Genomic DNA, 24,340 nt, shown 5'->3' on the forward strand with positions numbered 1-24,340 from the left:
ATGGCAGGTGCAGCCGGTTATGGCGTTTTGCCGGTGACAGTATCACTCGCCGGCATCAACAAGGAGCTTCAAGATAAGCTCTTGGCCCCGGCGTCGAAGGCTGCGAAGAAGGCCGGCGACTCCATCGAGAAGGGTATTCAAGGCGGTGCCGATGGTGCGGCGAAGCGGGTTGAGAAGGCCAACTACCGTGTGAAGAAGTCCTCGGAGGAGCTGGCGGCTGCTGAGTCGAAGCGTAACTCTGAGGTGTTGAAGTCGCAGGCTGCGGCGAAGCAGTTGGAGGCTGCGGAGTCGAAGCTGTCTGAGATGAAGAAGTCGGGTAAGGCGTCGTCTGAGCAGTTGGCTCGGGCTGAGGCTGATGTGCTGAATAAGCGCGCCCGCGTGGAGACTGCTGCGCAGAATGTTGAGAAGGCGGAGCAGGGCGTAGAGAAGGCCATGGCCGAGTCTAAGCGTGCTTCTGATTCTCTCGCGGCGGCGCAGAAGGAGCTGGAGTCCGCGACGGATGAGGCTACTGGTGCGACCAAGGAGTTCGGTGAGGCCGCGGCTGATGCTGACGGTAAGGGCCAGGGCTTTGAGGTCTCTCTGGGCAAGATTGCCGCTGCCGGCGCGGTTGTTGTTGGTGCTGTGGGCGCGGCTGGTAAGGCTGCGTATGACATTGGTGCCCAGTTTGATGATGCGTATGACACGATTCGTGCAGGTACTGGCGCTAGTGGCGCTGCTTTTGAGGAGCTGCAGGATTCGATGCGCAAGGTTGCTGGCGAGTCCATTGGTGTCGGCTCTGACATGGGGGCTATTGGTTCGACGCTTGCGGATCTGAATACGCGCCTGGGGTTGACTGGTGCGCCGCTTGAGGAGATGACGGCGCAGTTCATGCAGCTGCAGAACCTCGGCGTAGATGCGGACATCAACGAGGTGTCCAAGGCCATGAGCGGTTTCGGTATCGAGGCGAAAGACATGCCGGGCGCGCTGGACGAGTTGTTCCAAGTCTCGCAGGCTACCGGTTTGACGATTACTGAGTTGTCGCAGTCGGCGGTGAAGGCTGGCCCCGTTTTGCGTGGGTTCGGTTTCTCGATGTCTGATTCTGCTGCGCTTGTGGGCCAGATGGATAAGGCTGGTCTGGATGCGGATAAGACTCTGCAGTCGATGCAGCGTGCGTTGGCGGAGTTTGCGTCTGAGGGGCGTGATGCACCGGAAGCGCTCAAGGAAACCATCGGGTCAATTGAGGAATTGATTAGCGCTGGTGATGATGCTGCTGCGATTGATATGGCGTCCGGCATTTTCGGCACTCGTGGTGCTGCTCAGTTTGTGGATGCGGTGAAGACCGGCACGTTGTCTGTGGATGATTTCATGGATGCGACGGGGGCCACCTCAGACACGATTGGGGGACTGGCGGAGGAGACCGCGGATTTCTCCGAGCGGTGGGACCAGTTTAAGAATCAGGCCATGTTGGCGCTGGAGCCTATTGCGACGGCGGTTTTTGACTCTTTGGTTCCGGCTTTGGAGATTGCTCAGGGTGCGGTGTCTGGTGTTGCTGATGCGCTTAAACTGATTGGTGAGCATAAGGGACCGGTTCTGGGTGTTGTGGGTGCTCTGGGGTCTTTGACTGCCGGTATTGCTGCTTATAACGCGGTGCAGAGCTTTAAGGCTGCTGGCGGATTCGTCGGCATTATGAAGTCGATGAAGACCGCGATTATGGAGACCACTGTCGCGCAGAATCTCCTGAATACCGCGATGTGGAAGTCCCCGATTACGTGGATTACGGCGGCGATTGTTGCGGTCGGTGCGGCCCTGTGGGCGTTCTTCACGAAGACCGAGACCGGCCGCAAGATGTGGGAGTCCTTCACGGAGGCTCTCGGCGCCGGCTGGGATTGGGTTGTCGAGAAGTTCAAGGCTGGCCTGGATTGGGCGCAGTCTACTTTCGGCCCGGTGTTCTCCCAGATTGGTGACACGATTTCCGGCGCGTGGGATGCCACGGTGGAGAAAGTCACCGGGGCGGTTGACCGCGTTAAGGAGATTGTTTCCGGAGCTTTGGAGTTCTGGAAGACTGGCGACTCTACTGACTACGCCGAAGCTTTGGGCATGAACCCGGACTCTCCCATCTTCACGTTCTTACAGCTCTTCCGCGACAAGCTGGTCGCGTTGAAGGACTTCGTTGTTGAGGCGTGGGGTTCCATGTCGGAGAATTGGGCCACGTTTACGACTGGTTTCGGCCAGTTCTATGAGACGTGGATTGCCCCGGTTGTGTCCTTCATGGGTGATGCATTCCAGGTGCTGGGCACGATTGTGGTTGGGGCGTTGAAGGGGATTTGGACGGCGATGCAGTTCGTCGGCACGGTCATCTCTACGGTGTGGTCCTCGGTTATTCAGCCAACCCTGTCGGTATTCATGTCGGTGGTGCAGGCGGTGGCGTCGTTTGTGGCCCCGATTTTCACCGCCATGATTGGTGGTGCTTTCCGCACTCTGGGCACTCTGATTTCTGATATTTGGAATGGGATTATTAAGCCCACGTGGGATTTCTTCCGCAACGCGGCTGGTCTTTTGGCTGATGTGTTGACGGGTAATTTCTCAAATATCGGGAACCGTTTCTCGTCGATGGGTGACGCTATTTCCAACGTGGTGCGCGGCGCTATCAATGCGGCGATGAGCCTCTTCAAGTCCATCTTCGAGAACGCGAAGGGCGTTGTGTCTGCGTTCGCTGACTCTGTCGGCAACATGGTGGGCGCGGTGCGCGGCAAGATTGGCGAAATGCTCAGTGTTGTCGGGGAGATTCCCGGCAAGATTAAGGGCGTCTTCGCCTCCGCTGGCTCGTGGCTGGTGAATGCCGGTAAGAACATCATCAGCGGCCTAATCAACGGCATCAAGTCCATGTTTGGTCAGGTGGGCAACGCTATCGGTTCGATTATGCCGGACAAGATACGCGGCATGATGGGCTTCGCCAGTGGTGGCCTCGTCCTCGTGGAAGGTGGCATCACCCGCGCCTATGTGGATGGTGGCATCGACAAGCTGGAGCGCTACGCCAACGGCGGCACACGTGAGGACCACCGGGCGCAAATCGCCAAGGGTGGTGAGTGGCGGGTGTGGGCTGAACCGGAAACCGGTGGCGAGTCCTACATCCCACTAGCCAAGTCGAAGCGCAAGCGCTCCACTGAGATTCTGGCGAAGACTGCCGATATTTTTGGGCTCACTGTGCTGGATAAGGACGGTGAGCGGATTACCCCGGCACCGTACTCAGCTGTCGCTCCGATGCGCGCCCACTATTTCGCTAATGGTGGCGTCGTGTCCTCCAAGGAGCTTTTGGCGTTCGCTTCTGGGCAGAATGTGAATGGTAAGCAGGCCCCCGCTTCGCTTGAGGGCTCGCCCTACGTGTGGGGCGGTGGCCTGTTGGGTAACTGGGGTGACTGCTCCGGTGCCATGTCTGGGTTGGCGGCGTTCGCTATCGGCATGGATCTTGCGGGCCGCAAGTTCGCTACCGGTAATGAGGGCCAGGTTCTGTCTCAGATGGGCTTTTCGTCGGGTATGTCGCCTGGGAAGTCCGCGTTTGAGATTGGGTTCTTCAATGGTGGCCCATACGGTGGCCACACGTCCGGCACAATCTATGACGCTAATGGCCATGCGACGAATGTGGAGATGGGTGGTGGTCGCGGTAACGGGCAGATTGGTGGTGCCGCTGCCGGTGCTCGCCATTCGCAGTACACGGATCGTTATTGGATTGGGCTGAAGGATAAGCCTCCGGTGCCGCCGAAGATGAATGAGATTCTTCCGATGGCGGAGACCGGGGAGATTGATACTTCTCTGGTGACTGGTGAGTCCGCATCATCTGGTTCTGCTTCGCAGACGGTGAAGTTGTCGCCTGAGGAGGCGGCTATTGCCACCGCCGCGAACGAGCTGGGCGATAAGTCAGTTGTGGAGCATTTCACTGAGGGCTTGTTGGATATGGCTGGTCTTGGTGGTGGCCTGCTGGCGAAGATTCTTCTGGGTAAGCCGGGGGATTGGTTGCCGTCGGGTGATTCCATCATCACTGAGAAGCAGGTTCAGGTTCCGACTTCTGCGAAGAAGGAGGAGCCTAAGGTTCCGGTGGATAAGTCGGTTGCTCCGGCTGTTGTGACTCCGGATGAGGCCAAGAAATCTAAGACTGCGGAGTGGGGTCAGCCTTTCTTCGCGAGTGAGATTGCTGAGGCGGCTAAGCGTCTTGGTGTGGGTGCTAAGGGCGCGAAGATCGGTGTGGCTACGGCGCTTGTTGAGTCGGGTAATCCGATGAAAATGTGGGCCAACAAAGCTGTACCTGAGTCCCTCAAATACCGTCACGATGCTGTTGGCTCTGACTACGATTCAGTTGGGCTGTTCCAGCAGCGTAATAACGGCGCTTGGGGAGAGGTCTGGCAGCGCATGGACCCGTACGAGAGCGCTGCGATGTTCTTCCGCCAGCTGCACACCTTCAAGTGGGAGGACATGGAGCCTGGCGCTGCCGCGCAGAAGGTTCAGGTGTCCGCATTCCCTGGCCGGTATGCACAGCAGATGGGCCTTGCCGAGAAGCTGGTTAATGAGACCGGTGTTTTCGGCGGTGGTGGTTCTGCTGCTAAGCCGGAGGTTCAGCTTAAGGGTGCTTTCCAGGAATTCTCTTCCGCGTGGGATGGTGCCGACGCTGGACTGGTGGATACTTCCCTGCTTTTGCGTAGTGAGGATGCCGCTAAGGCGATTCTTAATCTGGTTGAGGAGCGCGGAAAAGCGAAGACCGGTGTCGCGGCTAGGGACGCTTCGCCGGTGGCCTCCTACAAGCACCTGATGACGACCGGTGACTACGACGGGCGTATGGCCCAGATCGGCATCCACGAGGATGATGACCTCGTCGGGGCCGTCATTGATGCCCGCCGCGCTGGCGCGGTGTACGACCAGGGCGGCTGGCTCAAGCCGGGCGGCATTGCGTTCAACCTATCGAATGAACCGGAGCCTGTGTTCAACGGTGACCAGTGGCGTGAGATTAAGCGCGGTGGCCTGAATGGTGACCAGGGAATGACCCTAGTGGTCAATCTTGAAGGCCAGGAAGTGCTGCGAAAGCGCGTGGACAAGGTTGAAGGTGAGGTCACTATCAACACGGAGGAAATCAGCAAGCTGCGCCGTCGTACTGGTGTGGCTGTTGCTGCGACTACTAGGGGAGGTGCGATGTAAATGGTCCATCCCGTGAGGTTTGGTTCCGGTGTTTCGGGATACGAGCTGCCGGACCCGCCGGGCTACAAGGTGGTGTATACCGCGCCGCACCGCCCTGGTGAGCAGTTCATCCTTCACTCCATGCTTGACGCGGAGGCTGATGAGCAGCGCGTCGTGCTAAAGGATGGCGGTTTCGGTGACGGTGTTGGTGGTGTGGATTTCGCTTCGGCTGAGTCCGTCACCCGCTACGGTTCCCGAGTTCTGGGCATGAAGGTTCCGGCGTTCACGGGTTCTTTGGATGTGGTTGTGCGCCCTGGTCCTGATGGGTCTGTGATGGAGACGCTGCGTGATTGGCGTAATTCGTGGTCCTATTTTGAGGACGGCCTGCTGAAGGTTGTGGCGCGTGATGGTGGTGACCGTGAGGCGCGTGTCCGTTTGGTGGAGTTTGGGGAGGTTCCTTTTGACCCGTCCGGCGTAACCCTTATTGAGGATAGTATTCAATATCGTTGCCTTGATGGGTACTGGACGGGTGGTGTTGCCACATATACGGGTAACGTCACTGTGACGGTTCCGGGCGACCTACCCCCGAAACTTCGCCTTCGGTGGGATGGGCAAGCCACCTCCTTCTCCCTACCCAGTGGTTTAAGCATGAGTCTGGCTACTGGGCCGGGCACTCGGTGGATTGATTTAGAGCGCGGCATGCAAGGACAGGTCACCGATGGGGACGGCAACGTCGACACCGGCACCTGGTCCTCGCTTCGTGGTGTCCTCGTGGGGGAGACCCTACAGCCGCATACGAAGAATGATTTCCAGTTGGGTGCGGGCATGACCCTTGAGGTGACCCCGCGTTATCTGAGTCCGTGGAGGTGACCTGTGGTTGATTGGCAGCAGCACAAAGGGACCCGTGAGGCTGTCATGCGGGCCCACGGCCAGTACGTCGGCCTGTACGACAAGAATTGGGAGCCGGTGCTCGACATTGAGGACTGGGTAGACGCTGAGTGGGGTGGCATTTTTGCGGACGTGGGCAACATGTCCATGACCCTGCCTGGTGAGGTGTCGCCCGGCGTGGTTAATCCCGTGGTGGACTATCTTCTGCGCGATGACCTCCGCCGCTTAAACGAGGGTGGACGCCTTGATGCGCTCATTCATGGCGCTGTGCACGTTGTGGTGGAGCGCCCTGGTCTGCGCCGCCGCTGCTACCGCATCCTTGAGATTAGCCCGCATGGTGGCGACCCTGAGGGTAATCCCGCCGAGGTGGAGCTCACTGGCGTGGACTCGATGGAGCACTTGAAGCATTTGCCGCTGTGGGCTGACCCGTCGAACCGCAGCAAGGTGGTTCAGGCGCAGTGGGAGGACCGCCAGGACGGCAGTGCCGAGAAGGTGAGCCGTAAGCTGATTGGCCGCAATTTGATTGGCTACCAGCAGCCGAGTCTTCTGGCGTCGATGTTTTCGTGGACGGATAAGTACACCAGCCCTGAGCAGTGGCGGGGCTTCAACCCGTCGATGCATCCGGTGGTGTGCTCGCCGGTCATGTCGGGTAACCGCTCTGAGTGGTGTGTCGTCTCTGCGCGGTGGGATAACGCGTGGGATTTGCTTAAGGCGACGTGGGCGGCGGCTGGTGTGCAGCCCTTCGCATGGCTCTGGCTACCGGGTGACCCCCAACCCTTCCCTGAGTACACGATGTTGTCGTTGCCGACGACGATTATTGACTTCGCCCCTAGGGCTACAGTCACGGGTGCTGCTGGCATCGTCGGCCAAGCTTTCCGCCAGTTGAAGCGGACGATTAGCAGTGATGATTTCATCACCTCGACGACGGAGTTTGCGGACGTTGGTGTCCGTAATGCGGACGGGCGGAAACCGTGGGTGGTGTACACGTTGATGGATGCGCCGAGCGTGCAGGTACGTAAGTCCACTGACCACCGGTTCCTCGTGGGTGGTAAATCGCCGGATATGGTGAACAAAGTCGTCAACATTGGTATCAAGTCGGCGGTGGCGGCGACTGTGTCCGCAATCCCTGTGATTGGTGGCCCGGCTGCTGAGGCGATTAAGGGCGCGGGTGAGCTGGCGGCGGAGATGTCCGCCGACCGCCTGTTTGTCCTCAACGAGTACGTAGATCGGAATAGGCAGTTCCACTACGGGCGTTCACGCTTCACCGCCATATCGAAGCCAGGTGAGGCCAACACGGTCGATTCTTTGCAGAAGGCATGGCAGGCGAAACAGGAGACCGAGGGCGGCATCTCGGCCGAGTTCTCTATCGACAGCCCTGACCCGTACCTACCAGGCCGCGATTTCGACCTGGGCGACACCATCGGTGTCACCGCGTGGGGCGTGGTGTGGGCCGCGTACGTGTCTGGCCTGACGTGGACCTCGAAGCCGGGGCAGGAAGTCGGCTGGACATTGCGCATCGGTGACTATGCATCGCTCGCATCGCCAGGCGAGCTGTACCAGGCCAACAAGGAAAACATCCGCGCCGTCATCGGCAGGCTGGCCGTGACTAAGGGAGGATAATCATGGATTACCGCTACATTGTCCCGACGGAGGTGCCCGAGTCGGAGCACCCCTATGCGAGCTTGTTCCTCGGTATCGTGCCAGAAGGCTACGAATCACGGGCAGCACGCCACGTCTTCGATGAGCTTGGGGCGCGCTTCGAGGTGGGGGAGCCGGAGACCATCACCATGAGCTGGGCGGTGGACTTCGATACCGATAGTGACCGCGAGCGCGCCAACGTTGGGGACATCATGGACATGGTTGTTCCTGGCGCGGATAGGCGTGGTGTGCGCATCGTGGAGGGCCATTTGCCACCCGGTATTAGGTTGGAGCGCCACACCGGCAAACTCGCCGGCGTGTTCTCACGCCCCGGCCTGTATGACGTGACGCTGATGCTTGGCCCGGCGGTGAAGCTTGACCCGCTCGGCGGGTCCGGCACACCAGGCGAACAGGTGGCATGGATACCCATAGGGCAGCAGCGGGCACGTGCTGAATCCACAACCCCGGCACCTAAGACCTTGGCTGACCTCACCGCACTTGAGCTATCCCAACTTGCAGCTGAGGCCATGCGCCTAGAGCGCTTGAAGGCCATGGAGGAGCTAGACAATGGGTATTAGGCCAAACAATGGCGACCAGGTTGAAACCAACTACCGCGTCGACGGCAGCACCGAAGCCCAACAACTCATCACTGATGCTGAACACACCGGTAATGAGGCGGGCAAAGTCTTCGCGGAGGTTGCGGCTAAGGCCGACTCTGCTAACGCTGGTGCCACCGAGCTGTCTAAAAGAGTTGCCGCCCTGGAGAAGAACGCCGCCCGACCCTTCGGCCTCGTAGAAGCCGTAGCCAAGGGAACCACCACGGGAAGTGGCTACCAAGCCAACGTGGTCGATGTTCGCGCTCCGAGTGATGGATGGGCGTATCGGTCTGGCGCGAATATGCGGCCTAAGCCTGGGCTCTGGAGAGTGGAGCTAATTCAAGAACCCGGTGCCAACCTTATTCTTTCCGTAGCAAACCAGGCTGTGGCCTCAGTGGGTGGCACTACACAAATCGTCAACTTTTCCACTAACGAGACAGCCATTGTTGTCGGGCAGGGAGGTACCCCGGAGGGGAAAGCCTTTTATGTCCTGTTTACCCGATTGTCATAAGCTTTTAACGACCTGAAAGGACACCTTGATGCCCGTTACTATGTCTGGTCGGCTGCAGGATATTACGACGCAGCCGGTCGAGGAAGTTACTACTGCGACTGTGAAGGCCCCTGTGTATACGGTGGGTTCGTCTGGTCTTACTACGTCTCAGCCGCGCCGCGTGCGCATCGGCACGGACGGGTCTTTCAGCGTTACTGCCGATGAGGGTCCAGGCTACCTGTATCTGGAAGGGCCAGGCTGGACGGAATCAATTAAGTTCGTGACCGTCGCGGGGTTGACGAAGTTCAACGACGCGGTGATTAACGCCATCCCAGTATCAGCAGCGGTGAAAGACATGCTGCGCGAAATGATGCGTGTCGGAAACACGACGATAGCTGACATTAAGGCCCTGTTGGCTAATTCTGTTGACCAGTTGCAGCGGGGTAGTGGTGAGCGCTACCTGACCGCGTCGGATCACTTGGATAATGAGAAGCCGGGTACGGCGCAGGTGCATGCGGGTGTGGCTGCTGCGGTGGGTGCACCGGACGGGCACATGGGCACGGTGTTTACCTCGTATCTTATGGAGGCTGGTCGTGCTCGTATCCAGTGGTACATAGGGCGTGACCCCAAGGGCCAGTACCATGTGCGCTACCGCTACTACGGCACGGATGGGTGGAGCGCGTGGCAGTACGATGCCCGGCCTGAAACTTTTGTGACGGAGCGGCAGCGGACTATTGAGCACGGCACTGACTGGAACACTCTCCCGGAAGGTGAGTGGCGAAAGGCAGCCGGTAATAACGCGGGTGACCCGAACTCCGTCGTGAACGAAGCAGGCATCACACCAGTTGGTGTCCTGCGGGTGATGAACCCCGGCTACTCCGAGACGGGCGCGAAGATTCAAATGTTCTTCGCCTACTCCGGCCAAGGCGTGTATTACCGCTCCGCCAATGCTCGCGGTGAGTGGAAAGAATGGGTACGCGTTGATGGAGGTAAGGGGGACGCATCCCACGCGCTTCGCCACCGCGTCCTCGAAGACGAGTTCCGCAAGCGCCGCCTAGGCAGCGTCGGTACAGGTGGGCGTAGAGCTATCGCACTCCGCTTCGACCACCACCTCATCCAGTTCCGCGACATCATCCTCCCACTGCTGAAAGAACGCGGCCTGCCGTGGTCACAGATGCTCAACCCTGACAACATGGGCACTAACAACGACGCCGTAGCCACCTCCACCGTGCAGTCGTGGGCCCTGTCAAACGGTGGTGAAGTCTGGAACCACGGCGGAAACCACGCCGATGCGAAGGGCACCGCCGCGATTAACGACCAGATCGTCGGCTCCAAAAAGCGCCTACAAGCCCAGTTCCCACGCCTCGTTATTGACTCGTGGGCACCACCGGGCCTACCCGACGGCGGCTATGACGGGTACTTCGGCAAGACCCCGGTAGAGTCTGCTGATACCTACGCCGGACAGCTCATCTGGGGGCATCACGCCGCTGTCGCCGGATACGCGCCCGATAACTACCACCCGCTCACCGGACAGATGCGCACATTCCTAAAGCACCGCGTGATGGACACTGCCCAGTTCTACCATGTGGAGCGCTGGCTGAATGAGCTGCCGCCACGCTTCGGCATGGCCCTCATGATGCACCCCAACGTGATTGGTGAGAGTGGCTACATCAGCAAAGACACTCTGGTGCGTGTGCTGGATGAGCTGGTGCGGCGCCGCGACGCGGGGCAGATTGAAATCGTGTCCTACTCTGGTCTTTTTGTGGCTGATGCTGGGCATGCCCCGCACATGCTGGCCGGGGCGGAAACCGGTTCGGTTACCTCGTCCTGGACTCAAACCTTGAGCGGTGATGCGACCGCGTTGACGGCTGGGGTGACGCATGAGCTGTCCGCATGGGTGAAGACCACACCCGGCGCGTCTATCACCTGCACGGTGACGGTGAAATCGCCTAGTGGTGATGTGACCTCAACGAGGAAGGTTACGCCTGCGGGTGGCTCGGGTCGAGTATCCACACTTGTGACTGTGCCGGTGGATGCTACTGAAACCACTGTCACCATGACCGGCAATTTTACCCACACTGGTATTTACTACCGGCCTATCTAGGAGGGCATGATGAAGCGTATTTCTACAGACAAAGCGTACTTAGTAGATGGGCGCGTGGTTGTCGATGCCGACGGGGTACCCGTAGAGCTATCCAACCTCCCGTCGTTTACCCCTGTGTCTATCGACCTTCGCGGCAAGCTACGCGAAGGGGTCACCGCTGAACAGCTAGAGTTGATGGTAAAGGGGTTTACCGCGACTCTTTACGCTAAGAACTTGGAATTCTCCACCAATATCAGTGGATGGGTAGTCCCCGGTAACGCAATCCCCCAAGCGTACCGTCCACAAAATGATGCATGCTCGTTTCTCTTCACTGATTCCCGCACGCCAGGTGACGTCGCCACACTAATCGTCACCTCTACTGGTGGCACAAACACCATGGGGGCCATGGCGGGAAACACCTACACAGGTAGCGTCACCTGGCAACTCTAACCCCAACCCCTAACTAACACGCCGCCCATCGAGGCGGCTTTTCTTATACCCAAAGGAGGGAAAATGGTCACAATGCCAGTGCCCAAGGGATTCGTTGTCACCAGCCCGTACGGGTCGCGCTGGGGCACGACTCACTACGGCGTGGACTACGGTGTGGCTGGCGGCGCGGGTGATAAGCCCATCTACGCAATCAAGGACGGCACCGTTATCGCGGCAGGCCCGGCCAGTGGTTTCGGGCAGTGGATTCGTGTTGACCACCCCGCCAGTGTTGGGGGCAACGAGTCCGTGTATGGGCACATCATCCCGGAGGTGAGTGTGGGCCAAAAGGTGCGGGAGGGGCAGCGTATCGGGCGCATTAATCCAGACTCGAGCACCAACGGTGGTGTCGCGCCTCACCTGCACATTGAGGTGTACCGCTACTCATGGGTGGCCCCGGCCCGTCGTGTGCTTGGGCAGACAATCCTTGACCCGCAGGAAGTCTTGTGTGGGGCGAAGTGGCCGGGCGAGTCACAGCCCACCAAGGAGACCAAGCCGCGACCCACAGGAGGAACCTTGTTTGGCATCGACATTAGTGAGCACAACGACGGACTAAGCTGCGCACGAGCCAAGCAGGAAGGTATCGAGTTTGCCATCATTCGCCTGTGCGATGGCACCCACGTAGATAGGGTGTTCCGCTCTCACCTCGCGGACGCCGAGCAGGCCGGAATGCTCGTCTCCACCTACTGGTACCTGCGCGCCCCATCCGAGGGCACCAGCATCGCCCAGCAGGTCGATGTAATCGACCAGCAAATGGGAGGACGCCGCGACCTGCCCGTGTGGATAGACGTGGAATCCGTAGACATGAACTATCCCGCCGGTGACCCGCGCCGCTACCTGCTCGTGGAGAAAGACGTTTGGGATGCGAAGCGTGAGCTGGAGCGGCGCGGCTACCACGTGCCCGGTATCTACACGGGCCGCTGGTACTGGGAGAACATGCGCGGCGGGGAACCGTCCATGAATGGCCTCGGCTACCTGTGGGTGTCCAATTACGGGCTGCATAACGGGGTGGGTGACCCGCGCAGCCTGTACGCGGCCGAGGGCGGCGACCGTCACCCCGGCTGGGACTACCCACTAGGCGACCGAAAGCCAGACCTTTTGCAGTACGGGTCTCGCGGCACCGTAGCGGGCCGACCAAACGTAGACATCAACGCCTACCGGGGCACACGCGCACAGCTGGAAGCACTATTCACAGGACAGCAGAAGGAGGAGCTAAGCATGGCCGACATCCAAAAAATCCTCGACCATATTGACCGGAAAACCGAGGAGACCAAGCGCTACGTCGATATTCGCATCACTGACCCCATTGGCTCGGATGTGAAGGACATTCGACAGCAGCTAACAGGAGGGCGCGACAAGGTCGTCCACGAGGACGGCACCGTAGACATTGAGGCGTCGTACCCCGGCTGGAAGCAGCTAGGGCTGAACGAGAAGGGGAAGGGGATTACCCCGGTTGACGCCCTTGCTCACATGCTCCAGATGATTGTCCGTATTGAGCGTAAACTCGACCAGCTCCTAGGAGGCAAGCGATGACCCGGTATTCACCAATCCTCACTGAGGTGGGGGAGCAGGTTGCTGGCGCGGTCGCGGCGGAGCTTACGGCTCAGCCGTGGTGGCTCCGCTACAAGGGCACCATCATGCTTATCCTGCAGGCCCTGGCGTGGCTGGCTGGCGTGCTACCCGTCTACCTCGCAGACGCCCCGGAGTGGTTCATCCTCGTCACCGGTGGTGTGGGATTCATCCTCACCACGCTGGTCAACCGCCTCACGATTGATGGTGTCACCCCGTCTATGGAGGGCCGCCTTGCCGAGCAGGCCCAGGCCGCAGAAGCCGAGCAGGCCCCGCCCACGCTGCCGGTCTACACGGGGCCGACCACAGCGAGGGAGTAGCGCCGTGACCCGCACCCTACGTCTCATTATCGCCGCGCTCGCATTCCAAGAGGCCTCACGGGGTCTCGATTACCTCTTCGGGGACAGCCGCCCCGGAACCGGCGTATTCGAGATAGACAGTATCGGCCCCGCCTTCGCCTGGGGGCTGGCGTGCATTATCGCCGCTCTCATTATCACCGCTGGGCTGGTGGCACACCGGGATAATATCGTCCGCTCGGGCGCAATGCTGTCGGCAGCTATCTACATCGCCTTCGCCCTCATGGTCGTGGACAATGTGTATGCGGACGACACGATAGATGACTGGAGGTATCTCACCTTGTACCTCAGTGCCGCGTTCATCTGGGGAGTTATCGCCTGGGCACTCACCGTACGCATGGCAGTCGCGAAAAACCGGAAGGAGCATAGTGCAGATTGACGAAATCCTCACGTTCCTTTCCGGCTCTAAGAACCCCCTGGGCTTCTTCCTCTCCATCGCTATCATCCTCGCCGTCGTATCGGGCTTATTCTCCAAGGCCGCAGAGAATTACGGCGGCATCATAGGCGCAGCCTCGAAGGCGTTGAGCAGGCATAAGCAGGCTGCAATCGCCGCCGATGAGGCCAGTGATGCGCGCCGCCTCGACCGGATGGAGGAGACGATTCAACGCCTCGACGAGGAGGTGGGGGAGCTACGCGCCAAGGACAAGATCCACCACGAGTATCAGCTCTATGTAGCCGCCTACTGGCGGAAACTACAGTTCTGGGCCGTGGAAAAGGACATCACCTTGCCGCCGCCGCCGATGATGACGTACCCCGAGTGGAAAATTAGCACCTACCCCGACACCAACTAGACTTGTGAAAGTCTTTGAAGTTTTGACCCTCACCCTATGCCGGGTGGGGGTCATTTTCTGCGTTTTAGGGGGCTTCTGTCACAGGGAAGAAATTCCCCGAACCACGCGACTCCCATCCAGGAGGCCTATACCGCTTAAGGCGCTGATGGGCAGTCACGTGCTTCATTCCCAATGACTCCGCCAGTGAGCGCACAGACACTGAAGAATCCTCTAGAATCTTGTGCGCAATCTCGGACCACTCAGGTATCCCAGGAGCAGCATTCAATACATCTATTTCCTGCTGCGTGAGACGCCTCCCCCGCCGGGATTTAAGAGCAGACGCACGTCCCGCTTTCGCCCCCGCAGACCGATTCCGGTTACTCTCACGCGACGCCTCCACTGCTTTAAGCGGGTTGCGGTGGGCGTCCAAGTCCGCGAGATGCTTGCTGGAGTGCTTTTCCCATGAAGTCCGCATATTGCCACGAACCTGCTGGGACACAAGGGGCTTTTTGGCATGTAGACCGTGACGCTCGCGATAGTCGGCAACCTTGAGTTTATGGCCCAGGCTGACATGGGTAGAGAGGTGCTTGAATCGCTTGCCGCACTCATGGCATAGGAGGCCGTCAGGGGTTTCGTCGATTACGCCGTACCGGCCATGCCCGTCTTTGTCCCCGACGTGCATTAGCGCTGCACCATCTTGCTGATGGCCTGCTTAGAGACTCCGGCGGCGCGGGCCACGCTGGCCTGGCTGGCCCCGGCGGCGATGGCGGCACGGATTGCTTTGTCGCGCTCGCTACGCAGTGCGTCGGCGGTGTCAGCGGCGTCCTGGTAGTCGGCGGCTGCTTCTTCGAGGGCGGCGAGCTGGCGCTGTCCTAGGTCGCCGGCGTTGCGGGCGGACTTCACGGCACCGATGAGGAAGTCAGCATCTTCTTCGCTGAGCTCGTCCTCGTCAATGTCACGCTCCTCTAGCTCTTCGAGTTGGGTGATGTAGGTGCGTAGCGCGTCCTCAGCTGCGTCGGTGTCCATGTCGAGCATGTAGTGGAGGGTTTCGGCAAGGTTGTCGATGGTGGTCATGGCGGTTCCTTTCTGGCGGGTGGTGATTCTTGGTGCCCGGCGGGGGAGTCGAACCCCCGCGTGGTGACCGTCCGGGCTGCTGGGCTAGAGGGCGTTGGCTTCGACGATGGCCCAGAAGTCGGCGTCCTCGTCGAGGCAGAAGCCTTCGCCTTCGGTCTTGATGAGGGTGTCAGCGATGGTGTCCACGTCGTGCTCGTTGGCGTACTCGCCGAGCGGTTCGATGATTTCGCGCTGGATTGCTTCGTTGCGGGTGGTGTAGGTGGTCATTGTTCTTGTCCTTTTCTTTTGTGGCTCTCTGCCTTACACCCTTAAGTGTACACCACCCAGTTGACAGGTCAAGCGGGTTGACGTGTGTTTGTGGTCACATTCTAGAGGTGGCGACACCACCACCGCCGAGGCCCCAAAATCCCACGACATTTCCACGACATGCACCACCGTAAACCGCTGTAAACGGCTGCAAACGACTGTATAGGCAAAAATGCAGAAACCCCCTCCCACCAGCATAAAAGCTAGTAGAAGGGGGAAACACAAAGTGCCCCTGACAGGGATCGAACCTGCGACCTTCGGTACCGGAAACCGATGCTCTAATCCGCTGAGCTACAAGGGCATTGCTGGCGAAATGCCAACGATGCGATTCTAACCTATAAAGGCTAGAGCGCAGTAATTGGCCTAGCGCCGATGGGGGTGTGGTGGGAAAGAAGGAGTGCTAGGACAGCCACTCCTTCATGGTTCCCGCCGTTCCTACTACTGGGCGGGCTGCTCCTGAGCCTGGGGCTGGTCAAAGAAGCCCGGCGCATCCGCGGTGTGGACGTCACCAGTGCGCAGGTAGTCAACCACAATCTGGTCAACAGCCTTGTTGCCCACCGCGAAGTGGCCGTGACCCGGGCCGTGGACGGTCACCACGTGGGACTGCATCGGGTCAGACAGTCCGCGGTAGTAGGCGTACGGGGTCTGTGGGTCGCCGGTGGACTGAATCTGCAGCGGCTTGGTGGCCAGCTGCGCGCCGCTAACTTGTACCGGCTTGGTGATTGGTGCGCGGCCACCGCAGCCGACGCCGGAGGCATACATGGAGTTAAACAGTGTGAAGGGGTCAACGGTGACGTAGTTGGACCACAGGAAGGCCGGGATACGTGTCGGATCCATCGGGGCGGTGTTCTCGTTGCACATGATGATGTTTTGCATGCTCTGGGTATTCACCAGGCTCTGGAGCGCAGCTTCCTGGTCCACTTCGCTAGCCTGCGGATCGACTGCATTGAAGTCGAGCGGCTCGATGCCACCGATGTGCTTGGCCATCGCGTCCCAGGCCTCTGGGCGCGGGACTACCTGGTCGCGCGTTACCTGGAGGGTGGGGGAGGTAGCCTGGATGCCCTGCGGGTTGGATGCCTTGCCCGCGAGGTGCTCAGCCTGCACGCGCAGCTCGCCCGTGGCGGTCATGACATTGGCGCCCGGCTGGCCGGCGAATTCTAGGCCCGGTGGGAGGTCGCCAATCTCGGCGTCCGGCGGCAACACGGTGGGTCGCACGCCGGCCTCGGCGGCGACAATCTGGGACCAGCGCTCGTAGGCCTTCAGCGGGGTCTTGCCCGCGTGGTAGGTGTCATCGTTCTTCGCCACGAAGTTAAAGAAGTCATGCAGGGCATTTTCGTAGCCTGCCTGCTGGGATGCGAAGATCTGGTTCCAGGCCATGCCCGGATTCATGCCGGAATCCAGCACCACCTTGTCGGTGTGCTGCGGGAAGAGAGTGGCGTAGGTCGACCCCAGGAAGGTGCCGTAGGACAGGCCAGCGATGTTAATGCGTTCATCGCCGAGTGCCTGGCGTACAACCTCCCAGTCGCGGGCGGTGTTCTCTGTGGTAAGGGAGTCGGTGTAGCCCGGGGTGTTCTTCTCGCAGTCGTTGCGGGTAACGGCACCTGCCTTCGTGAGAATCTCTAGCGGATTGCCTGTGGCCGCGGTCATGGAGCAGTTCAGCGCGCCGGAATCGCGCAGGCCGCGCGGCTGGACGCCGATGATGTCGAACTCCTGCTCAATCTCGTCTGGCCAATTCGCGTTGTTCACCCAGGCGTATGCATCGCCGCTCGGGCCGCCCGGGTTGGTAAACAGGCTGCCCTTGCGCTCGCCGGTGGCCTTGAGGCGGATGAAACCGACGTCGATGGTGCCCTTGTCCGGTGCGTCGTAGTACTTCGGCACGGTGACGTGGCCGCACTCGGCGCGCTGGTGGTCCACTCCCTCCGGGCACGGGCCCCAGTTGATGACGGGCTGGTCAGCGTGAGCAACGGCAGGTGCCGCAACCAAGCCAGCGGCGATGGCTACAGGTCCTAGAACCGAACCTAAAACGCGAGAAAGACGCATAGAACAAGGCTCCTAAAATCGTAAATTGGTACGAGCCTTATCCTATGCGTCAGGGGTGATGTGAGCCGAGCTCTCATACAGGGCGGGTGCCCCCGAAAGCCTCACTACTTAACAATCACCACAATGAGATCGCGCGGGCCGTGGACACCTTCCACGCGGGAGAGCTCGATATCCGAGGTCGCGGAAGGGCCCGAGATCCACGTTGCCGGGCGCTCCGGGTTCATGCGGGAAACCATCTCCGGGACACCGTAGACAATCTGGTTCTTGCGCACGATGCACACGTGACGGTCCGGCACCAAGGTCAGCGCGCGACGGCCACAGGTCTCATTGGATTCGAGCACGATGGTGCCGGTCTGCGCGGAGGTGACGTGAGATTCGGTCACCACGGCGTCGACAGCGTCGAGCTCACGCGGGTCCTTGGCGTTGTCATCCGGGGTGATGGTGCCTTCGAAGCCGTCGAGAAGCCCAGCGTCCATGCCAGGTGCGTAGACGACATTCGAGCAGCCGCGCTCCTTCAGGATGTCCACGAGGGTGGAGTTCAGGCCGGACTCATCGGTGACGTGTACATCAGCCTTGTAGTCTTCGAGGCGGTCCACCAGCATCTCGCGTAGCTCCTCTTCGTTGAGCGTGCCTTCCTTCTGATATTCGCGCGGGATGTCTACGTGGTCCGGCAAACCGGCCTGCTTTTGGGCGGCGGCAATGCGGTTGAGGATTTCCTCTTTGGCGGTGGTCACTTGATGCCCTCCTTCTTGGCTTGGGCGAGGAGTTCTTGAGCTTCGTCAGAGTTGAACCATTGGCGGAAGGACTTCTTCGGAGGAACGGCAGTATCGCGTACCTCGGACCAACCAGACATGAACAGCGGTAGCTTGTCGATGACTCCGTTGAAGCCACCGAGGACACGGCCGAGCGCCACCATGTGGGTGATCTGGTTCCAGATCTTCGGGTTCTTCCACACCAGCTCCACGACTTGGAAGAGCTTTTCCTCCACTGGCGGGGTGGCGTTAGTGACCTTCTGGTAGCGGTTCTCCAAAATGACTTGGGAGAGCGGGATGCGCACCGGGCAAACCTCGTCGCAGCGGCCACACAGGGAGCAGGCATAAGGCAAGCTTGCCGACGGATCGTTGTGGTCCTTCATACCTGTTAGCTGCGGCGTCAGGGAGATGCCAATTGGGCCCGGGTAGACAGAGCCGTAGGCGTGTCCGCCGGCGCGCTCGTAGACCGGGCAGACGTTCAGGCAGGCAGAGCAGCGAATGCACTTGAGTGCTTCGTGGCCCTTGGGGGAGGACAGGGCTGCGGTGCGGCCATTGTCCAGAAGCACGATGTGGAAGTTCTGCGGGCCGTCGCCTTCGGTCACACCGGACCACATCGACGTGTACGGGTTCATGCGCTCAGCAGTGGAGGAGCGCGGCAGCAGCTGCAGGAAGACTTCGAGGTCCTGGAAGGTCGGGACCAGCTTCTCAATGCCCATCACGGTAATGAGGGTCTCCGGCAGGGTCAGGCACATGCGGCCGTTGCCCTCGGATTCCACGATGTTGATAGTGCCGGTCTCAGCCACACCAAAGTTAGCGCCGGAGATGGCGACCTTGGCCTTCATGAACTGCTCGCGCAGGAAGCTGCGGGAAGCCTCAGCCAACTCCGCCGGCTCGGCCTTGAGGGAGTCATCGGTGTTCGGCATCTTGTTGACAAAGATGTCCCGAATCTCCGCGCGGTTGCGGTGGATGGCCGGGACCAGAATGTGGGAAGGCTTATCCTCACCCAGCTGGACGATGAGCTCCGCCAGGTCAGTCTCCTGGGCGTGGATACCGACCTCTTCCAGGTGCTCGTTGAGCGCGATCTCCTGGGTGGCCATGGACTTGATCTTGACCACGTCGGTCTCACCGGTTTCGCGGATAAGGCCCTCAATGATCTTGTTGGCTTCCTTGGCATCGCGTGCCCAGTGGACAATGCCGCCGCGCTTGGTTACCTGCTCTTCGAACTGGAGCAGCAGCTCGCCCATGCGGACAGCAACGTCATCCTTGAGTGCGGAGCCGGCGTCGCGCAGCTGCTCCCAGTCCGGGGTTTCATCAACGGCGTGCTGGCGCTTGTTGCGAATGGTGGTGGTGGCGTGGTGCAGGTTGCGGCGCTGGGTGGCGTTATTGAGGCCAACGTGTGCCAGCGGCACGAACGCCTTCGAACCGCGCAGGTTGCCGTAGCCTTCTGGGGCTCGGGGAGGGGTGGTGTCGAGGAAGGAAGTCATTAGAGCATCTTCTCCTTGGAGTAGGCCGCGGAGGTGGGAGTCCACGGGTGTTCCTTGGTGGAGGCGAGGATTTCCGCCAGGTGGATAGCGCGAACACCGGAGCGCTGGCGAGCCAGAGCGCCTCCAATGTTCATCAGGCAGGAGGAGTCACCGCCGGTAATATATTCGGCCTCGGTTTCACGAATGTGGCGGGTCTTATCACCGACCATCGCTGCAGAAACCTCGGCGTTCTTAAGAGCGAAGGTGCCGCCGAAACCACAGCATTCCTCCGCATTAGGTAGCTGGACGAGGTCGATTCCTTCGACCTCCTTAAGAAGCTGGTAGGGGCGGTCACCCAGTTTGAGGAAGCGCAGGCCGTGGCACGAAGGGTGATAGGTCACGCGGTGGGGGAAGAAGGCTCCGACATTGGTGACACCGGCGACGTCGACAAGAAACTCCGGCAAGTCCAGGGTCTTGCCGGCAGCCTTCTTGGCGCCGTCCACATCGGCGGAGGTGCCGAAGCGGTTTGCGATCATCTCGTGCTGCTCGCGCACGGCGCCCACGCAGGAGCCGGAGGCAGAAACCACGTAATCAATGGAGGGATCCGCGAAGGCGTCCGCATAGGTGCGGATCATGCCCAAGGTCTGCTCCTGGTAGCCGGTGTTGATGTGCATCTGGCCGCAACAAGTCTGTTCCTCGGGGAAGACGACGTCGTAGCCCAGGCGGGAGAGGATCAGGGCCGTGGCCTTGTGGGCATCGGGGAAAAGTGAGTCACCGATGCAGGTGGAAAACAATGCTATTCGCATTTGTGAGCGCTCCTTAATCTGCCTCCATGTGGCTTGTCCCGTGCTGTGCACAGCGGAGTTGTGCTCGGATGCGCGCTACCAGGACAGCCGCACTGGGCATTTTTCGAGTGTGTACCTTTGAGCCTACCGCCCAAAACTCACATTATCGACACAGGATTACCCCTCCTACCTGGCTTTTTATCGCAACACTAATGTTGTGAAATTCCTAACGTGCGGTGATGGTCGCAGCGGTCGCGGCCGATATGAGGCAACCCCCAGACTGGGCGATGAAGACGCCCGAATCTGGGGGTAGTTAGTGGTGTAGAACTTTATGGCTAAACCCTTTTAGGGGACCAAGAAGCCCAGCACGTTGGTCATGAGGAAGACGATGACGCACACGACGGCGAGGAAGGCCACGGAGTAGCCCACGACCGCCTTGAAGATGCGGGATTCCTCGCCCTCCATCTGCACGGCGGTGGCGGCGATGGCCAGTGACTGCGGGGAGATCATCTTGCCCACAACGCCACCGGAGGTATTGGCGGCCAGCATGAGGTCCGGATTGACGCCGATGCGCTCGGCGGCGGTGACCTGCAGGTTGGCAAAGAGTGCGTTGGCGGAGGTATCCGAGCCGGTGACGGCGGTGCCGATCCAGCCCAGGACGGGGGAGAAGAGCGCGAAGATGCCGCCGACAGAAGCCACGAACTGGCCGATGGAGATGGTTTGGCCGGAGTAGTTCATGGTGTAGGCCAGTGCGAGGACCAGGATGATGGTCAGCGCGGAGAACTTCATGCGGGAGACAACCTCGCCGAACTTGGTCAGCGGCGCGGAGGCGTCCAGCTTGTAGCGGCCGTTCTCGTTGAAGGTCATGTAGATAAGGGCCACGATGATGCCGGAAATCAGCAGTAGGGTTCCCGGGTTGCCCAGCACGTTGAACGTGAAGGCGGTGTCCATGGCGTGGCCTTCGGCGTCGAAGACGGTGCCGTCGAGAAGCGGCCAGGCAACGTTGACCTGGAGGAAGCCGAAGATGGCCGGCCATGCGGTGGCGATGGCGAAGACAGCGGTGACCACGGCATAGGGCAGCAGGGCCATCCAAATGCGGCTGCTGTTGAGATCCGTGACCTCCTCCTGGGCGGGCAGCTCCATGCGCTCGCGCAGGCTGTCGACACCCTTGGGCTTCCACACACGCAGGAAGATGAAGCCCGCGCCGAGGGAGACGATGCAGGCCACGACGTTGGTGAGCTGGTAGGCGAAGAAGGTAGCCGCGGCCCACTGGGCAATGGCGAAGGAGATGCCGATGACGGCCGCGGCGGGGCCGGCCTCCTTAACACCGCGCATGCCGTCAAGGATAAAGAGGATGAAGAAAGGCACGACGGCGGCAATGAGCAGGACCTGGAGGGAAATCAACGCGGCGATGTCAGCGGTCTGCTCGGCGGTGCGCCCGCCGACCGAGCCCGCGGTGGTGACTGGGATGCCCACCGCGCCGAAGGCCACGGGCGCGGTGTTGGCAATGAGCACCGTGGTGGCCGCCTTGAGCGGCTTAACACCCAAGGCCAGGATCATGGTCGCCGTAATCGCCACGGGGGCGCCGAAGCCGGCGAGGGCCTCCAGCAGGCCGCCGAAGCAGAAGGCGATGAGGATGGCCTGGATGCGGATATCGCCATCGCCCAGCAAGTCAAAGGTCTTGCGCAGGTCACTGAATCGTCCGGAAGCCACGGTCACTTCGTAGAACCAGATGGCGGTGATGATCACCCAGACGATGGGGAAGAGGCCGAAGAGCCCGCCGCGCACCGCGGAGGACAAAGCCATGCCGGTTGGCATGCCCATGCCGAAAATGGCGATGAGAACCGCTACGAGAAGCGCTACCGCACCCGAGGTGTGGGCGCGGGCCTTGATCCCCAGGAGCATGATGAAGAACGCGATGAGCGGCAGCGTGGACACCAGCGCGGTAAGCCCGACGTTGCCAGCGATGGCGTCGGTGGTGATTGTGAATGTAGACATAACGCTCACTTCAGGTTGAGTCCCGCCGGCGTCCCTGCGGTGGTCCCCGCGGTGTGGCACCACAAGTTTCGGCCGGGCGAGAGAGGCGAAAGAATAAATCGGTTCAGATATCAAGTTTAGGGTAAAACCATGCGAGTGCTTGTGTCGCCGGATTCACACTACGGGGGGTGGGTGACCTTGCTAACGTCCGCGACCTGATAGTGCCTCCCAGCGGCGGGGACGATAGACTTTGGCCCTATGAATCCTGAAGATCTTTCCGTCCTGATCAAGAACACCGCTGCCGCCGTGCTCACCGAGCATGAGCTGGACGCATCAGTCCTGCCAGAGACCGTGACCGTGGAGCGCCCGCGCAACCCGGAGCACGGCGATTACGCCACCAACCTGGCCCTCCAGGTGGCTAAGAAGGCTGGCACCCAGCCGCGCGAGTTGGCGCAGTGGCTTGCCGACGCCCTCGCGGGCAACGACGCCATCGATGAGGCCTCCATCGCGGGCCCGGGATTCCTCAACATTCGCCTCGCTGCCGCCGCACAAGGTGCCATCGTGGCGCAGGTTCTTAACGCCGGCTCAGAGTTCGGCAGCAATTCCACCTACCAGGGCAAGAAGATCAACCTGGAGTTCGTCTCCGCGAACCCGACCGGTCCCATCCACCTGGGTGGTACCCGTTGGGCCGCCGTGGGTGACTCACTCGGCCGCGTGCTCGAGGCCTCCGGCGCGGACGTGACCCGCGAGTACTACTTCAACGATCACGGCGGACAGATCGACCGTTTTGCTCGCTCCCTCGTGGCCGCGGCCAAGGGCGAGCCCACCCCGGAGGACGGCTACGGCGGAGACTACATCAAGGACATCGCGCAGGCGGTAGTGGAGAAGAACCCCAGCGCCCTTGAGGGCAGCGATGCCGAGGTCCAGGAGAACTTCCGCGCTGACGGCGTAGAGATGATGTTTGCCCAGATCAAGGAGTCCCTCCACGAGTTCGGCGTGGACTTTGACGTCTACTTCCACGAGAATTCCCTCTTCGAATCCGGTGCCGTGGAGAAGGCTATCCAGACGCTCAAGGACAACGGCAAGCTCTACGAAGCCGAGGGCGCGTGGTGGCTGAAGTCCACCGAATACGGCGACGATAAGGACCGCGTGGTCATCAAGTCCGACGGCAACGCCGCCTACATCGCCGGTGATATCGCTTATGTGGCCGATAAATTCGACCGTGGGCACGACCTGGCCATCTACATGCTCGGCGCTGACCACCACGGTTACATCGCCCGCCTGCGCGCCTCGGCCCAGGCTTTGGGTTATGACCCGGAGGCCGTTGAGGTGCTCATCGGCCAGATGGTGAATCTGGTCCGCGACGGTAAGGCGGTCAAGATGTCTAAGCGCGCGGGTACCGTTATCACCTTGGATGACCTTGTCGAGGCCATCGGTGTGGACGGCGCGCGCTACTCGCTGGTGCGCTCCTCCGTGGACTCCAGCCTGGACATTGACTTGGGCCTGTGGGCCTCCCAGTCGTCCGATAACCCGGTCTACTACGTGCAGTATGGCCACGCCCGCATCTGCTCGATCCTGCGCAAGGCCACGGACCTGGGCTTCGACACCGCCGCGCTTGCCGACGCCCCGCTCGACCTCCTCACCCACGACAAGGAAGGCGACCTCATCCGCACCCTGGGCGAGTTCCCCGAGGTTGTGGCCACCGCCGCCACGCTGCGTGAACCGCACCGCATCGCGCGTTATGCCGAGGAGCTTGCCGCCGTGTTCCACCGCTTCTATGACCAGTGCCAGGTGCTGCCGAAGGTAGGCGAAGAGACCGAACCGATCCACTCCGCGCGCCTCGCTCTGGCTGCAGCCACCCGCCAGGTCATGGCCAATGCCTTGACCATGGTCGGGGTCAGCGCGCCGGAGAAGATGTAAGAAAA

At 60.5% G+C, this 24,340-nt stretch carries 20 protein-coding genes and 1 tRNA gene; 12 read left to right on the plus strand and 9 right to left on the minus strand.

Translation table 11 applies throughout. The features are described 5' to 3' along the window. The 11 genes from HMPREF2822_RS12400 to HMPREF2822_RS12450 all read left to right on the plus strand — a co-directional run bounded on the left by HMPREF2822_RS12400 (position 1) and on the right by HMPREF2822_RS12450 (position 14,039). Entirely contained in the window at positions 1 to 5,163 is a 5,163-nt protein-coding gene (locus HMPREF2822_RS12400; protein ID WP_070525100.1) for a phage tail tape measure protein, read from the plus strand. Next, complete coding sequence (locus HMPREF2822_RS12405; RefSeq protein ID WP_070525102.1) at positions 5,164 to 6,012, plus strand: hypothetical protein; 849 nt, start codon at positions 5,164 to 5,166, stop codon at positions 6,010 to 6,012. 3 nt (positions 6,013 to 6,015) lie between these two features. Then, a complete protein-coding gene (locus HMPREF2822_RS12410) occupies positions 6,016 to 7,650 on the plus strand; it encodes a Gp37-like protein (RefSeq protein ID WP_070525104.1) in 1,635 nt (544 codons plus the stop codon). Positions 7,651 to 7,652: 2 nt separating this feature from the next. Next, complete coding sequence (locus HMPREF2822_RS12415; RefSeq protein WP_070525109.1) at positions 7,653 to 8,246, plus strand: hypothetical protein; 594 nt, start codon at positions 7,653 to 7,655, stop codon at positions 8,244 to 8,246. Beyond that, positions 8,236 to 8,775, plus strand: a complete 540-nt coding sequence (locus HMPREF2822_RS12420; RefSeq protein WP_070525111.1) for a hypothetical protein — start codon at positions 8,236 to 8,238, stop codon at positions 8,773 to 8,775. Before HMPREF2822_RS12415 ends, HMPREF2822_RS12420 begins: the two co-directional genes overlap by 11 nt. A 28-nt stretch (positions 8,776 to 8,803) precedes the next feature. Beyond that, positions 8,804 to 10,858, plus strand: coding sequence for a hypothetical protein (locus HMPREF2822_RS12425; RefSeq protein ID WP_158014608.1), 2,055 nt, complete (start codon positions 8,804 to 8,806; stop codon positions 10,856 to 10,858). Between the two features lie 6 nt (positions 10,859 to 10,864). After that, on the plus strand, positions 10,865 to 11,287 hold the full coding sequence (locus tag HMPREF2822_RS12430; RefSeq protein WP_070525115.1) for a hypothetical protein: 423 nt from the start codon (positions 10,865 to 10,867) through the stop codon (positions 11,285 to 11,287). A 63-nt stretch (positions 11,288 to 11,350) separates the two neighbouring features. Continuing rightward, a complete protein-coding gene (locus tag HMPREF2822_RS12435) occupies positions 11,351 to 12,856 on the plus strand; it encodes a peptidoglycan DD-metalloendopeptidase family protein (protein ID WP_198530992.1) in 1,506 nt (501 codons plus the stop codon). After that, positions 12,853 to 13,212 (plus strand): hypothetical protein, encoded by a 360-nt coding sequence (locus HMPREF2822_RS12440; RefSeq protein ID WP_070525117.1) that lies wholly within the window; start codon positions 12,853 to 12,855, stop codon positions 13,210 to 13,212. The genes HMPREF2822_RS12435 and HMPREF2822_RS12440 overlap by 4 nt, the downstream gene beginning before the upstream one ends. 4 nt (positions 13,213 to 13,216) lie before the next feature. After that, positions 13,217 to 13,627, plus strand: a complete 411-nt coding sequence (locus HMPREF2822_RS12445) for a hypothetical protein (protein ID WP_070525119.1) — start codon at positions 13,217 to 13,219, stop codon at positions 13,625 to 13,627. Beyond that, positions 13,617 to 14,039: a hypothetical protein gene (locus tag HMPREF2822_RS12450; protein ID WP_070525121.1), complete on the plus strand. Its 423-nt coding sequence runs from the start codon at positions 13,617 to 13,619 to the stop codon at positions 14,037 to 14,039. The genes HMPREF2822_RS12445 and HMPREF2822_RS12450 overlap by 11 nt, the downstream gene beginning before the upstream one ends. A 64-nt stretch (positions 14,040 to 14,103) precedes the next feature. On the opposite strand, the gene HMPREF2822_RS13900 is transcribed toward HMPREF2822_RS12450, so the two are convergent. The 9 genes from HMPREF2822_RS13900 to HMPREF2822_RS12495 all read right to left on the minus strand — a co-directional run bounded on the left by HMPREF2822_RS13900 (position 14,104) and on the right by HMPREF2822_RS12495 (position 22,436). Beyond that, on the minus strand, positions 14,104 to 14,700 hold the full coding sequence (locus HMPREF2822_RS13900; protein WP_070525123.1) for a MucR family transcriptional regulator: 597 nt from the start codon (positions 14,698 to 14,700) through the stop codon (positions 14,104 to 14,106). Then, complete coding sequence (locus tag HMPREF2822_RS12460; RefSeq protein WP_070525125.1) at positions 14,700 to 15,092, minus strand: hypothetical protein; 393 nt, start codon at positions 15,090 to 15,092, stop codon at positions 14,700 to 14,702. Before HMPREF2822_RS12460 ends, HMPREF2822_RS13900 begins: the two co-directional genes overlap by 1 nt. 84 nt (positions 15,093 to 15,176) lie before the next feature. Beyond that, positions 15,177 to 15,359: a hypothetical protein gene (locus HMPREF2822_RS12465; protein ID WP_070525128.1), complete on the minus strand. Its 183-nt coding sequence runs from the start codon at positions 15,357 to 15,359 to the stop codon at positions 15,177 to 15,179. Positions 15,360 to 15,625: 266 nt separating this feature from the next. Then, positions 15,626 to 15,699 (minus strand) — tRNA-Arg (locus HMPREF2822_RS12470). Between the two features lie 137 nt (positions 15,700 to 15,836). Further along, a complete protein-coding gene (locus tag HMPREF2822_RS12475) occupies positions 15,837 to 17,438 on the minus strand; it encodes an alpha/beta fold hydrolase (protein WP_070525130.1) in 1,602 nt (533 codons plus the stop codon). Positions 17,439 to 17,542: 104 nt separating this feature from the next. Next, positions 17,543 to 18,172 (minus strand): LutC/YkgG family protein, encoded by a 630-nt coding sequence (locus HMPREF2822_RS12480; protein WP_070525132.1) that lies wholly within the window; start codon positions 18,170 to 18,172, stop codon positions 17,543 to 17,545. Continuing rightward, on the minus strand, positions 18,169 to 19,674 hold the full coding sequence (locus HMPREF2822_RS12485) for a LutB/LldF family L-lactate oxidation iron-sulfur protein (protein ID WP_070525134.1): 1,506 nt from the start codon (positions 19,672 to 19,674) through the stop codon (positions 18,169 to 18,171). Before HMPREF2822_RS12485 ends, HMPREF2822_RS12480 begins: the two co-directional genes overlap by 4 nt. Next, a complete protein-coding gene (locus HMPREF2822_RS12490) occupies positions 19,674 to 20,459 on the minus strand; it encodes a (Fe-S)-binding protein (protein ID WP_070525136.1) in 786 nt (261 codons plus the stop codon). The genes HMPREF2822_RS12485 and HMPREF2822_RS12490 overlap by 1 nt, the downstream gene beginning before the upstream one ends. Positions 20,460 to 20,783: 324 nt before the next feature. After that, a complete protein-coding gene (locus tag HMPREF2822_RS12495) occupies positions 20,784 to 22,436 on the minus strand; it encodes an L-lactate permease (RefSeq protein WP_070525138.1) in 1,653 nt (550 codons plus the stop codon). Between the two features lie 237 nt (positions 22,437 to 22,673). Here HMPREF2822_RS12495 and argS point away from each other — a divergent pair, with 237 nt between their 5' ends. Beyond that, positions 22,674 to 24,335 (plus strand): arginine--tRNA ligase, encoded by a 1,662-nt coding sequence (gene argS, locus HMPREF2822_RS12500; RefSeq protein ID WP_070525141.1) that lies wholly within the window; start codon positions 22,674 to 22,676, stop codon positions 24,333 to 24,335. Positions 24,336 to 24,340 lie beyond the last annotated feature (5 nt).

Origin of the sequence: Corynebacterium sp. HMSC062E11, from assembly GCF_001811845.1 — a bacterium.
GTDB lineage: Bacteria > Actinomycetota > Actinomycetes > Mycobacteriales > Mycobacteriaceae > Corynebacterium > Corynebacterium hesseae.